Origin of the sequence: Wenyingzhuangia heitensis, from assembly GCF_011762155.1 — a bacterium.
In the GTDB taxonomy this organism is placed as follows: domain Bacteria; phylum Bacteroidota; class Bacteroidia; order Flavobacteriales; family Flavobacteriaceae; genus Wenyingzhuangia; species Wenyingzhuangia heitensis.
The window spans coordinates 350,552-363,845 of the sequence record NZ_JAASQL010000001.1; the positions used below are offsets into that span (position 1 = coordinate 350,552).

10 protein-coding genes are annotated in these 13,294 nt (G+C 27.2%); 6 read left to right on the forward strand and 4 right to left on the reverse strand.

Translation table 11 applies throughout. The annotated features are described in order from the left end of the window. Window positions 1-85: 85 nt before the first annotated feature. From FHR24_RS01485 to FHR24_RS01495, 3 genes are all read right to left on the reverse strand, one after another. Window positions 86-2,092, reverse strand: coding sequence for a hypothetical protein (locus FHR24_RS01485; protein WP_167182845.1), 2,007 nt, complete (start codon window positions 2,090-2,092; stop codon window positions 86-88). Between the two features lie 49 nt (window positions 2,093-2,141). Then, the gene (locus FHR24_RS01490; RefSeq protein ID WP_167182848.1) at window positions 2,142-2,507 is read right to left on the reverse strand and encodes a hypothetical protein; all 366 of its coding nucleotides are present in this window, start codon (window positions 2,505-2,507) and stop codon (window positions 2,142-2,144) included. 90 nt (window positions 2,508-2,597) lie between these two features. Next, window positions 2,598-3,191, reverse strand: a complete 594-nt coding sequence (locus FHR24_RS01495) for a hypothetical protein (protein WP_167182851.1) — start codon at window positions 3,189-3,191, stop codon at window positions 2,598-2,600. A 146-nt stretch (window positions 3,192-3,337) separates the two neighbouring features. On the opposite strand from FHR24_RS01495, the gene FHR24_RS01500 reads away from it, so the two are divergent. From FHR24_RS01500 to FHR24_RS01515, 4 genes are all read left to right on the forward strand, one after another. Further along, a complete protein-coding gene (locus FHR24_RS01500) occupies window positions 3,338-3,853 on the forward strand; it encodes an RNA polymerase sigma factor (RefSeq protein WP_167182854.1) in 516 nt (171 codons plus the stop codon). Between the two features lie 51 nt (window positions 3,854-3,904). Further along, a complete protein-coding gene (locus tag FHR24_RS01505) occupies window positions 3,905-4,810 on the forward strand; it encodes a FecR family protein (protein ID WP_167182857.1) in 906 nt (301 codons plus the stop codon). A 1-nt stretch (window position 4,811) separates the two neighbouring features. Then, on the forward strand, window positions 4,812-7,388 hold the full coding sequence (locus tag FHR24_RS01510; protein WP_167182860.1) for a TonB-dependent receptor: 2,577 nt from the start codon (window positions 4,812-4,814) through the stop codon (window positions 7,386-7,388). Between the two features lie 260 nt (window positions 7,389-7,648). Next, window positions 7,649-9,709, forward strand: a complete 2,061-nt coding sequence (locus FHR24_RS01515) for a hybrid sensor histidine kinase/response regulator transcription factor (RefSeq protein ID WP_167182862.1) — start codon at window positions 7,649-7,651, stop codon at window positions 9,707-9,709. 278 nt (window positions 9,710-9,987) lie between these two features. On the opposite strand, the gene FHR24_RS01520 is transcribed toward FHR24_RS01515, so the two are convergent. After that, a complete protein-coding gene (locus FHR24_RS01520; RefSeq protein WP_167182864.1) occupies window positions 9,988-11,115 on the reverse strand; it encodes a DNA polymerase III subunit in 1,128 nt (375 codons plus the stop codon). 94 nt (window positions 11,116-11,209) lie between these two features. Here FHR24_RS01520 and FHR24_RS01525 point away from each other — a divergent pair, with 94 nt between their 5' ends. Together FHR24_RS01525 and FHR24_RS01530 are read left to right on the forward strand one after the other, a co-directional pair. Continuing rightward, entirely contained in the window at window positions 11,210-11,890 is a 681-nt protein-coding gene (locus FHR24_RS01525) for a hypothetical protein (protein WP_167182866.1), read from the forward strand. A gap of 130 nt (window positions 11,891-12,020) precedes the next feature. Continuing rightward, complete coding sequence (locus tag FHR24_RS01530) at window positions 12,021-13,208, forward strand: phosphoglycerate kinase (protein WP_167182867.1); 1,188 nt, start codon at window positions 12,021-12,023, stop codon at window positions 13,206-13,208. Window positions 13,209-13,294: the final 86 nt, after the last annotated feature.

The following is a 13,294-nucleotide window of genomic DNA, read 5'->3' on the forward strand; positions in this document are numbered from 1 at the left end:
TTTTTAAATGAAGTTTATTTAGCAATCTATTTTTTGCTAAATATTTAGATATTATTTATTCATTTTAAAATGTTTATAATTCTTTTTAATCTACTAAAAATTTATAGCTAAGTCCCTTTTTGGTTGTAAGTATATAAATTCCGTTAGTTAAGTTTTTAATAGAAATCTTATTACTTATTTCGCTGTCAAAATCTATAATTTTTTGTCCTGTTATCTTGTAGATATTTCCTTTTAAAGGTGAATTAGTTTTGTTAAATAATATATAATCGTTCTCAATTTTAAAAATATTATTTGATAGATTATCTATATAACTATTAGATAAAGTCTCATTATTAAAACTTACAATTTTATTAGAAATAGATGCATATGCTGTGTTTGTATCTACTGTAAGACCATTAAAAGAACTACAATAGGTGGTGTTATAAGTGCTTTGTTCAAAAACACTTCCATTAACAGCAATTTTTTCTATACTAGCGTTTGGATTTATACTGTTTAAGTTAACTTTTTTAATTTCTTGATTAATTGATAAATAAAGAATACCATCATTAATAGTATAATGTTGTATGTATTGATTGTTTGCATTTAAAAATACAGAAGGAGTATTTGTTAAATTATTTAGGTCTCCTTTTAAAATTTGATTGTCATCATCATTAGTGTAATAAATATCATCTCCAGTTATAGCAAACTCTTCTATGTAATAATTAAAACTAAGACCAGTATCTGTAACGGTATTGTTTGTGGTGTTTAGTGTATGTATTGTTACAATAGGATCATCATTGGTATCATCTATTTTACTAAATAAAATATCAGTTCCATTAATTTCTAGAGCCTGTATGGTTTCTGATTCTAAGCTAGAGCTTAATATAGTTGTTGCAGTAAATGGAGTACTAGATAAATTTATTTTTTTAATATCAGAAGAAATAAAATCGAAGGTAGAAACATTTATTGTTCTTGATGTAAAATAAAGGTTGTTATTAAGAATTATAAACCTTTGTAAAATTTCATAATTATTTCCGGTTTTTAACGCTGTGTATATTTCTGTTTTAGCTTTTGTGTTGATGTCTATTTTAGAAATACCTTTTATTTGCTCTATTAAATAAAGATCATTATTATGCTTTGTTAATTGCCTAGGACCCTCTAAATTATTTACAAAATTATTAAGTGTTGAGCCTGAATTTTCACAATTAGAATCACTTGATATTTCTTCTGTTTTTACAATTAGGCCACTGTCTGCAATAGTCATATAAGCAACACCTTTGTAAATAAAAACATCATTAAAATTTTTATTATTTACTCCATCTTTATAAGTGGTGTTTTCTATAAGTGCATATATGTCTATGTTTACATTTTTATCGTATAAATAACCTTCATAAATTTTATTGTTAGCAGCTATAAATAGCCCATCATTTATTACTTGTATACCTGTATTTCCATTTATGGTTTCTCCTAAATTTAAAGGTAAATAAGAAGGAGTATTTGCTGTGATATCTACAAAATTAACACCTCCATTTCTGGTAGAAATAAGAATTAAATTTTTAAATATATCGATACTGGTTACCACACCATTAAAGCTTGTAATATTGCTGTAGCTTGATGCTGGAATAGCGGTGTCTCTAACAGATAATATACTAAGATCATTTATTTCATCTTCAGTAATTCTATAAAGTAAACTGCCATTAAAAGTTGCAGCACTTACATAATTATTTTCTGTTTCTAAAAGAGTGGTGTTTGCTAAGTTGCCTAGCTCAATTTTTGTTATTTTACTTGCTACAAATACATCATCTACAAAGTTTACTTTTTCATGACCCACATAAATAAAACCATTATTTATGTTAAAAAAAGTAATATATTCTTCAGTAGTTTCTGTAGCGCTAGGTGCAGTAAAAATAACATTAGCACTTGGGTTTTCTGTAGTTATATTATAGCTTAATATTTGTGTTTCTGTAGCTACATATAATATGTCATCTAGAATATTTAAGTCGTTAGGACTGTTTAAATTAGTAACAATTTCTGTTAGGTTGCTGTATTCAGTTTGCGCTTTTATAAAACCTGTTGTTAAAAGCATTAAAATTAAAAGTAGTGTTTTTTTCATAAAATGGGATTTATCATTTTATGCGAAATTTAAGTATTAATATATTTACTTATATAATACTTAAGTACCATCCTAAAATTGTTAAAATCATATAAATTCCTAGGTTGGCTGCTCCTTGAAAATCTCCAGCGATTCTTTGACCTAAAAGTAAAATTAAAATGGTGATGGCACTTATTTTAAAATTAATAACAATTGGAAATAAATAACAATTTAGCAAAGTAGAAAAGAGTCCTGTAAATAAAACAATAGTTGTTACAGAATTTATACAAACTAAAAACCACCAAAATAGATTTGCTAATTTTTTGTTTTTTAAGTGATTTGCTAAAAATAAAGTATAGCCCTTTTTATCTTTTAATTTTTCGAAAAGAGAGTAGCCAAAAGAAATAAATAAAAAGCATAAAAGAGATAAAGTCATTACATGTGTTTAATGCAAATTTGACTAAAAATAAAAGGGCTTGCAAATTTTTTAAATTTACAAGCCCTTTTTATTCTAGCAGTTAAAAAATTATTTTTTCTCTGGTTTTTTACCTTCAAAATAAGCTTCTAAATCTTCTTGACTTTCAATTTCTACAACTGTTTCGTCTTTTTCTTCAATAGAAATAGGAAATTCAAAAGCGGGTTTAACTCCTTCTTCTAAGGTTTCACGATACGCTTTCATTGCTTCTCTATCTTCAATAACTGTGGTTGTTTCATCAGAATTAATAATATTTATAGGAAACACTAAATGTAATGGGAACCTTCTGTGTTTTCTTTTATTAAAAAGTATCATTAATTCCTTTTTAGATTCAATTATAACTTCTTCTCCGTTTATTGTAATGGTAATAGGAAATTCTATTTTGGGTTCATTTGTTGTTTCTCCATAATCATTTAATTCTTCATCAGAAGTAATAATTTCATCTTCACCATTATCATTTACCGTAGTAATTGGGTAACTAATACTTAATGTTTCAACTACAGATGTTAAATCGTCTTGGGTAAGATCGTCGCTTAATTGAGAACTAATTTCTGATTCATTTTCAATAGAAGAATCGTTGTTTTCACAACTAGCAAATAATAAAGTTGCTGTTGCAATTGCTAAAATAGATTTTGATAATTTCATTATATAAATTTTTTTGGGTTATATATCTTAAACCGATTAGTTTTAAAATACCCTACCCTAATTTTAATATTTTTTAAATAATTACTGTTATTATTAAACTTATTCTAATTTTAAATGATTTATTTTGGATAATATAATTATATAATATGTTAAAAAAACCTTCAGTTTGTGAAGCTAAAATTTATGAATCTCTCTATAAAAAGTACAGTAAATCTTTATATAGCTTTATGTATTTTAAGTGTGGAGATAAGGATAGAGCAGAGGATTTAGTACAAGAAGCTTTTATAAAATTATGGAATAATTGCGCAAAAGTAATTTATAACAAAGCAAAATCTTATTTATATACCATAGCCAATAATCAGTTTTTAAACGAAGTAGCTCATTTTAAAGTAAAATTAAAATATCAGCAAAATGCGAATGGTGAAGATGCTAATATAGAAACTCCAGATTTTGTTTTAGAGGAGAAAGAATTTATGAATAAACTTGAAAAAGCAATAGATAATTTAACTCCTGGTGAGCGTGAAGTTTTTTTATTAAATAGAATAGAAGATGCTAAGTACAGAGAAATTGCTGAAATGTTAAATATATCGGTAAAAGCTGTAGAAAAAAGAATGCACGGAGCTTTGGTTAAGCTTAGACAAACTATAGGAAAAGATATTTAAATATAAAGTAGGGTAAAAGACTTGTAATTGGTTATATATATAAAGCACGGAATGAATAAAAATTACCATATAGACGATACTTTTTTAGCCAAATGGTTAAATAATGAATTAACAGAAGAGGAATTAACAGCGTTTAAAAAATCTGAAGATTATGCGTTGTATCAAAAAATTGCTGATAAAAGTAGACAGTTTAAAGTTCCTGTTTTTAATCAAAATAAAGTATATCAAAAAATACAAAATCAGTTAGAGCAACAAAATTCTGTTAAAAAATTAGTGCCTATCTGGTTTTATGCAGTGGCAGCTTCTGTCCTAATTTTATTAGGAACAACATTCTTTTTTACAAATAAAACCAATTATAATTCTGCAATAGGTCAACAAATTTCTTATGTTTTACCAGATGGATCTAATGTTCAATTAAACGGAGAATCTTCTATTAGTTTTAGTAAAAGACAATGGGAAAAAGGAAATAGAAACTTAGAATTAGATGGAGAGGGGTTTTTTAAAGTTAAAAAAGGATCTGTATTTTCTGTAACAACCAAAGAGGGGGTAGTTACAGTTTTGGGGACTCAATTTAATGTACAAACAGTAAAAAAATATTTAGCTGTAGAGTGTTATGAAGGAAAAGTTAATGTAAAAAGTGACTTAGCAGAATTTGTATTAACACCAGGTAAAGGAGTTAGATTTTTAGATAATAACACAAAAAAATACAATACAGTAAATACAGAACCTAATTGGTTAACAAAACAATACCAATACAATGCAATTCCGTTGTCTGTGGTTTTTAAAGATATAGAAAATGTATATAAAGTTAAAATTATAAATAAAGGCGTAAATTTAGAAAATAAATATTCTGGGGTTCTTATTAAAAAGGATTTAGAAAAAGCTTTAAACGTTATTTCTAAGTCTATGAATTTTAAGTATGTTGTTAAAAGAAATGAGGTAATTATTTCTAACTAAAATGAAACATTTTTTATGCTATTTTTTATTTTTTACACTAGGTGTTTTTTCACAAGAAAAAACAAGTTTAAAAAATGCTTTATTTCAACTTTCTACAAAGTATAAAATACAGTTTTCTTACAAAGATAGTAGTGTAGAAAAATTTAAAAATATTTCTTTTAATAACTCACAATCTATTGATAGTATATTACTTAGTTTGTCTTTACAAACACAGTTAGTTTTCGAAAAAATAGACAATAAAAACTATGTTATTCGTTTTTTAAATACTAAAAAAAAATCGATATGTGCTTATGTAGTAAGTTCAAAAAAACACACAAAATTACCATTTGTAACCGTTTATTATAACGCTCAAAACAAGTATACAAACGCAAGTGGTTTTTTTAAAATAAAAAACGTTATATCAGATGGATTTATCACTTTAAGCTCAGTAGGATATCAATCTAAAACAATAGCAATAAATACGTTTACTAAGGAGTGTAATATAATTGTTTTAGAAGAAGAAATAAACTATTTAAACAAAATTGTAATTACAGATTATTTAACTAAAGGATTCTTAAAAAAGAAAGATGGAAGTATTACGTTAAATTCTAAAAAAATGGGAATTTTGCCCGGTGTTATAGAACCAGATGTATTACAATCTTTACAATTAATACCAGGAGTACATAGTCCTAACGAAACCGCATCTGGAATACATATAAGAGGAAGCACCCCTGATCAAAATTTGGTGATTTTTGACGGGATGAAAATGTATCATTTTTCACATTTTTTTGGATTTATTTCTGTTTTTAATCCCTATATAACCAATCAGGTAAAGTTATATAGATCTGGAACCCATGCAAAATACGGAAACAATGTAGGTGGAGTTTTAGACATTAGTGTAGACAATCCTTCTCTCCAAAAAACAACTATCGGTTTTGGAACTACTTTTACACATTCTGATTTTTTTATTAAAACACCTTTATTTAAAGACAAGGTAGGTATCGTTTTTTCTGCCAGAAGATCTATTACCGATTTTATAAACAGCATTACTTATCAAAAATATTCAGAAGTTGCATTTCAAAACAGTAAAATTTCTGAAGGTTTAGATGATGAGAGTTTAAAAATAGTAAATGCAAAGAATAATTTTTATTATGAAGATTATCACACAAAAGTGATGGTTCAGCCAAGCCAAAACAGTAAAATATCTTTCAGTTATTTGTACAATTTAAATGATTTAAATTTTACAGGAAATACACCAAATATCAACCAAAATTTTGAGGATGATATTCGCATAAAAAATCAGGGTTTTAGAATAGATTGGAAACAAGGATTGCTTAAAAACGGAATACATCAAATAGGATTTACATCGACCAATTTTGATAAAAATTACCAAGGTTTTAGAGATAGAACATTAAGAAACGGAAATAGTGAAATAGCAAATTATGGAAAAGAAAATGGAGTTAAAGAACATAGTTTTGAATATCTTTTTGAAAAATTAACGACTAAAAATAATAGTTGGCAATTAGGATATCAATTTCATAAATACCATGTAAATTATCTTTTTTACAGAGAAATTCCAGGTGATAGTAATACAATAAATGACCTTATTGATGAACAAGCCAATAGCTCTGCTTTTTTTACAGAATACCAATATAACAACAAGCATAATTGGCTGTTAAATTTAGGTATAAGATTACAGCGTTTTAACAAACCCAGTAAGAGCTATTTAGAGCCAAGATTAAATGTAAATTATAAACTAAATAAAAGTTTAAATGTTAGTTTTTCTACAGAAGTAAAGCATCAATCTATAAGCCAAGTAGTAGATTTTAGAGAGGATGGTTTAGGAGGTGTTTTTGATCGTTTTTGGACCTTATCTAACACTCAAACATTTCCTGTTTTAAAAAATACTCAAATAAGTTTTGGAGCTAATTATCAAAAAAATAACTGGACTTTTGATTTGGAATTTTATCAAAAAAATATAGAAGGTATTGTATTGTTGATAGATGAAAATATAAAATCAGAAAAATATTATAGTGGAACAAATATCGTTTATGGAATTGATTTTTTGATAAAAAAACAATGGAATAATTATAATACTTGGGTTAGTTATACCTGGTCTAATAGTCAATATCAATTTAAAAATTTAAACAATTCTAATAAGTTTGATGGGTCTTATGACATTCCCCATAATTTTATTTGGTCTCACACATATAGTAAAAATAAAATGCAGTATTCTTTAGGATGGAGATTTAGATCTGGATTGCCTTATACTGTAAAAACAGCTGTTCAAAACAAGAAAAATGAAGGACTTAAAATTAATTTTGAAGATTTAAACACAGAAAGATTATCCAATTATCAAAGAATAGATTTTTCTACAGCCTATAAATTTTACATAGGAAAAAAGAAGAAATACAACGGTGTTTTAGGATTAACACTTCAAAATTTATTAAACAAAAGAAATATTTTAAGTAAAGATTACGAAATACAAACCGTAATTATAGAACAAGGAACTAGTAGAGAAGAAAAGCAAGTTTTGGTAGAAACCAATAGTCTTTCTATGGGGTTTGTACCTAATGTTATGTTTAGAGTAAATTTTTAAAAAGAGTCCTACGCGTATTAATATACCCCTATATTTGCGTAGGACTTAAGGTATCCCTTTTTTCACTTAACACCCTTGCAGGTTTAACAACATAATTAAGCTGTATATTAGTAAGAAAATAATCCTAACTAATTATTAAACAAATTAACTATTTATCTTAATCATTAATCATTCAATTTTAATCACAAATTGGTCAAAAAATAGAAATAGATAAAAAGGGTTGTTTGTGAAAAATAATTGTCAATCAGATGTTTAACCGTATGATTAAAAATATTTCTATCATAAATAGACTTTTTATAGACAGTAATATGTCTAAAACTACTTTAAAAAGGGTAAACCTTTTATTGCTGTTTTCTTTTGTTTGGATGCTAGAAGCTTTGGTGTCAATTCCACTATCCTCTACTCAAAGCAATCCAGAATTGGTTGTTAAAGGACATGTGTTTAATTTAATTACAGTAAGTATTGTTTTGGTTTTTTTATATTTTAAAAAATACAATTGGGCTCTTGTTGTATTTATGCTTTCGGTGGTTTTAACCATTTTATTATTCACAAATTTTATTACACCAGGAACTTATTCAGAAATTCATTACTTGCATGTTCCTTTGTTAATGCTTGTGTTAACAGATAATAAAAAGTTAATATTTATAAGTTTAATAATATCTTATTTAGGTTTTGTGTTGCCCAATAAATATTTAAATATTTATTCAGATTCAAATTATATGGATCCGTTTTCTAGCTTTATTTTCTTTTTAATTTCATTTTTATTAGTTTACTTTTTTAAGGTAAATAATCTTAAAAACGAAAAATTATTAGAAGATAAAAAAACAGAATTAGAAGAATTAAATAAATTTCAATCTCAATTTTTTATCAATATTTCTCACGAAATTAGAACACCATTAACAATTATAAAAGGGGAGGTTGATAAGTTAAAAGAAATACCATCAGCTAAAAAAATAGAAGAAAAATTAAACCAACAAATAGATAGAATTAAAAATATTGTAGATGATGTTATAGACCTTTCTAAAATGGACAACACTTCTTTTAATTTAAATTTAGAGTTGGTAGATTTAAAAGATATTATCACCAAAGTATTTGTGTCTTTTCAGCCTTTGTTTGATCAAAAAAAAATACAATTTAAGTTTATATCTTCATTAGAAAGTTACATCATTAATGGAGATGAAGTATACTTAGAAAGAGCCATTAACAATTTGGTGTTAAATGCATATAAATTTACAGACTATAAAGGAACTGTAACATTAGAACTTATTACAAATGATGATACGGTGTCTTTAATGTTAACGGATAATGGAATAGGAATATCTAAAAAACACATTTCAAAAGTATTTAAAAGGTTTTATCAGGTAGATAATGATATTAATAAAAGTGGAGGTAGTGGTGTTGGGCTGTCTTTTAGTAAGGAGATAATAGATTTACATAACGGAACATTTGTAATAAATAGTAAGCCTTGTGTAGGAACCAATATAGAGTTAAAATTTATAAAAGAAAACACACCTGCAAATGCGAATTATAAAGTTGTTATAAACACAGAAAAGACAATAACGCAGCAGTTAGATTTACAAAACGAAACAAGTAACAACTACACCGTTTTAATTGTAGACGACTCTTATGATTTAAGAATTTATTTAAAAGAAATTTTAAACAATTACAATTGTATAGAAGCTAAAAACGGAATGGAGGCTTTGTCCATATTAAGAACTTCTAAAATTAAATTTGATTTGATTATAAGTGATTATATGATGCCTAAAATGGATGGTTTAGAACTGTTAACCAACATCAAATCTTTTTTGCATACAATTCCCGTGTTAATGCTTACAGCAAGAACAGATCAACAAAGTAAAATAGATCTTTTAACGTTAGAGGTAGATGATTATTTAAACAAACCTTTTGAAAAAGAAGAGTTTTTAATAAGGGTTAAAAACCTATTAAAACAAAACAAAAAAAGAATTCAGTATTTAGAAAAAGAAAACATATCTAAATCAGAAATAAAAGTAAATAGTGTTTGGGTAAAAAAGTTAAAAACTTACATAAAAGAAAATTACTCAAACCCTAAGTTAAATCAAGAAGAAATAGCAGAGCATTTTAATTTGTCTAAAAGTTCTTTTTATAGAAAAGTAAAAATAGAAACAGGTTTAACTCCTAATGGATTTATTACAGAAATTAAATTGCAAGAAGCTAGAAGTATTGTAGAAAATAAAAAAGAAATTACGTTAAAGGAGCTTTCATTACAGGTAGGATATTTGCATACCTCTTATTTTGTAAATAAGTATGAAAAAAGATTTGGTAAACACCCCTTAAAATAAAGTTATTCCTTTTTTGGTAGACAAAAAGACCGATTCATTAATTTAGAAAAGTAATATTTTTCATTACAATTTGCACACCTGTAAACAGCTACTAATATTAAAGAATGATAAGCTTTTCTCTTCCTGCTTTTATATCTTTGTAAAGATCCACAAGAGGGACATTTTTTTTTTCGCAACATTATTACCTTAAATTTAGGGTGGTAAAACATTACAAAGATAAACATAAAATTACTTATGTATTTACTATTAACACATTAAGTAATTATAAACAAGTTGGTTTATTCTTTTGCATGTAAAAGTCTAGTTAGTTTTATAGAGGTGTCTAGTAATATTAATTTTGCATTACCATTTCTTTCAACATGGTAAATAGCATCATTTAATTCTTTGTTTATAGCTTCTATATTTGCACTATGAATAAAAGGAGCAAACTTATCAATACTAAATCCACTAGTTTCTGGCTGCATAAAGACCAATTCCTTCGCTCCGTAATTCCATAATAACGCTTGTCTAAAAAATTGCAAACAAAAATTTAAAAATTGTTTTTGTTTTTCTCTACCCATAGCACCAATAGTGTCGGACCAAGCAATTAAATCTTGAATTACACTTGCGTTACCTTTTGCTTTAAAAGCAGCTCTAACCCAAAGAATAAATAATTGTTCAAACTCTAAATCATCTCCTTCTTTTTTTAAAAGTTCTAAAGCTTTTTTATAATTTCCTTCTGCTCTATGTGCAATTTTTTGAGCTTCTGCCGGAAAAGAATTTTGTCTCTCTATCAAAGCATCAGCAATATTTTCTTCACTTAATAATGGAAACTCTAAAAGTTGACAGCGAGAAAGAATGGTGTTAATTAACAATTCTTTTTGTTCTACCACCAAAATAAAAATGGTTTTTGCAGGTGGTTCTTCTATTAGTTTTAACAATTTGTTGGCAGCAGCGTTGTTCATTTTTTCTGCCATCCAAATAATCATAATTTTGTAACCACCTTCGTAAGATTTTAACTTTAAAGATTTTACAATTTCCTCAGCTTCATCTACCCCAATTTGACCTTGTTTGTTTTCTATTCCTAAATGTTGATACCATTGAAACAAACTTCCATAAGGTTGTTCTTTTACAAAAGACCTCCAATCTTCTAAAAATAGTTTACTAACTGGGTGTTTTTTAACTTTATCATTAATAGCGGTAGGAAAAGAAAAATGCAAATCAGGATGTTGTAATTTTTCTGTTTTTAGGTTGCAAGTTTCATCATTATTACACAAAATATATTGTGCATAAGCAATTGCTGTAGCCAAGGTACCAACACCTTCTTTACCCACAAAAAGCTGAGCGTGTGCAATTCTACCATTATCAACCGTAGTTTTTAAATGGTTTATAATATGTTTCTGACCAATAATTTTGTTAAAAAGCATAAGCAAATATAGTAGATTCTAAATTCTTACAATAGATATACAACTGACAAGAAAAAATTAAAAATCTTTTTTATCTTTAAGTTAAATTAATATCATGAAATACAATGTTTTATGTTTTTTGTTAATGTGGCTTACTCTCTGTTTTTCTCAGAAAAAAGAAGTTAAAGGTACCGTTGTTACTTTTAAAGAATATCCGCTAAATAATGTAAAAATAAAATCTAGCAAAACCAATCATGTGGTGTATACAGATAGTTTAGGTCATTTTAGTATAAAATGCAAAAAGAAAGATTATCTATACTTTTATGCCGATGGGTTTTTTCAAGATAAAATAAGAATAGATTCAGACGTGCAAAGTCCAGTAGATATTAACCTCTATTATGATGAAAATAGTAGTGGTTCATTTTTAAGAGCAACCAAATCTAAACACGTTGCAACAAAAATATTAACGCACGCTTTAGAATACAAAAGAGCACAAAATAATATTTTAGAAACACTAGCCTCTATATTTGATATTATTCAATACAAATACCCCGGAGCCAAACTAATGGACTATAACGGAACCACACAAGTATTGTTAAACGCTAGAGGAGAAAATTCTTTATTTGCAGACATTCATGCACTATTAGTTATCGATGGATATGTTGTAAATGACATTTCAGGAGTAATGCCTATGGAGGTTAAAGAGGTAAAAATCCTTTTAGGAAACCAAGCAGCACACTGGGGAATGAGGGGAGGAAATGGAGCAATAGAAATTAGTACAAAGTACAGTCCTTAAATTAAAAAAATAATAAGGTGATAAGAATTTTTAACGCTTATTATAACGTTTTAGTTAATTTACTTATTAAGTAAATTTATAAAAACAAACAAGTATTATATTTGTAATCAATCAACTTAGATTTGACAATATGAAAACAATTAAAGATTTTAATTTTCAAGGTAAAAAAGCCTTAGTAAGAGTAGACTTTAACGTTCCTTTAGACAAGGATTTTAACGTTACAGACACAACAAGATTAAAGGCTGCTAAGCCAACAATTATTAAAATTTTAGAAGACGGTGGTGCTGCTGTATTAATGTCTCACTTAGGACGTCCAAAAGGAGTAGAAGATCAATTTTCTTTAAGACATATTGTTAAAACTACTTCAGATATTTTAGGAGTAGAGGTTAAGTTTGTACCTGCAACAGTTGGAGCAGAGGCAGAAGCTGCAGTTGCTGCCTTAGAGCCAGGAGAAGTGTTGTTATTAGAAAACTTACGTTTCTTTGCAGAAGAGACTAAAGGAGATGTAGCTTTTTCTGAGCAATTATCTAAACTAGGAGACGTTTATGTAAACGATGCTTTTGGTACTGCTCACCGTGCACACGCATCTACAACTATTGTAGCGCAATTCTTTAAAGATAAGTTAGCTGGTTTTGTAATAGAAGCAGAATTGGTAAATGCAGATAAAGTTTTAAAAGGAGGAGTTAAGCCTGTAACAGCAATTATGGGAGGTGCTAAAGTTTCTGATAAAATTTTAATTATCGAAAAATTATTAGACGTTGCTGATAACATTATTATTGGAGGAGGAATGTCTTACACATTTGCAAAAGCAGAAGGTGGTAGTATTGGTAACTCTTTATGTCAAAACGATTTATTAGACTACGTTTTAGAATTAGAAGAAAAAGCAAAAGCAAAAGGAGTTAAATTAATTTTCCCTATTGATAACTTATTAGGAGATGATTTTTCTAACACGGCAAATACACAAGTTGTATTAAGAGGAAACATTCCTGATAATTGGGAAGGATTTGATATTGGACCTCAAACAATAGAATTGTTCTCTAAAATTATTAAAGAATCTAAGACTGTAATTTGGAATGGACCAATGGGAGTTTCAGAAATTCCTTTATATGCAACAGGAACTATAGAAGTTGCTAAAGCGGTTAAAGCTGCAACAGAAAATGGTGCATTCTCTTTAATTGGAGGTGGAGATTCTGCTGCTGCAATTAACAACCTAGGTTTTGGAGATGATGTATCTTACGTATCTACAGGTGGTGGAGCATTATTGGAATACATGGAAGGTAAAACATTACCAGGTATTGCTGCTTTAATGGAAGTTTAAGAAAGTTAACATACTTTTATAAATAAAATCAAAAACGTTTCGAATTTTTCGAAGCGTTTTTTTTATGTAATTTTAATCACTTAAAT

Bases quoted from the DNA above. Each gene is read 5' to 3' on its own strand.
- FHR24_RS01485 (WP_167182845.1), bottom strand. From the start codon at position 2,092: ATGAAAAAAACACTACTTTTAATTTTAATGCTTTTAACAACAGGTTTT.
- FHR24_RS01490 (WP_167182848.1), bottom strand. From the start codon at position 2,507: ATGACTTTATCTCTTTTATGCTTTTTATTTATTTCTTTTGGCTACTCT.
- FHR24_RS01495 (WP_167182851.1), bottom strand. From the start codon at position 3,191: ATGAAATTATCAAAATCTATTTTAGCAATTGCAACAGCAACTTTATTA.
- FHR24_RS01500 (WP_167182854.1), top strand. From the start codon at position 3,338: ATGTTAAAAAAACCTTCAGTTTGTGAAGCTAAAATTTATGAATCTCTC.
- FHR24_RS01505 (WP_167182857.1), top strand. From the start codon at position 3,905: ATGAATAAAAATTACCATATAGACGATACTTTTTTAGCCAAATGGTTA.
- FHR24_RS01510 (WP_167182860.1), top strand. From the start codon at position 4,812: ATGAAACATTTTTTATGCTATTTTTTATTTTTTACACTAGGTGTTTTT.
- FHR24_RS01515 (WP_167182862.1), top strand. From the start codon at position 7,649: ATGATTAAAAATATTTCTATCATAAATAGACTTTTTATAGACAGTAAT.
- FHR24_RS01520 (WP_167182864.1), bottom strand. From the start codon at position 11,115: ATGCTTTTTAACAAAATTATTGGTCAGAAACATATTATAAACCATTTA.
- FHR24_RS01525 (WP_167182866.1), top strand. From the start codon at position 11,210: ATGAAATACAATGTTTTATGTTTTTTGTTAATGTGGCTTACTCTCTGT.
- FHR24_RS01530 (WP_167182867.1), top strand. From the start codon at position 12,021: ATGAAAACAATTAAAGATTTTAATTTTCAAGGTAAAAAAGCCTTAGTA.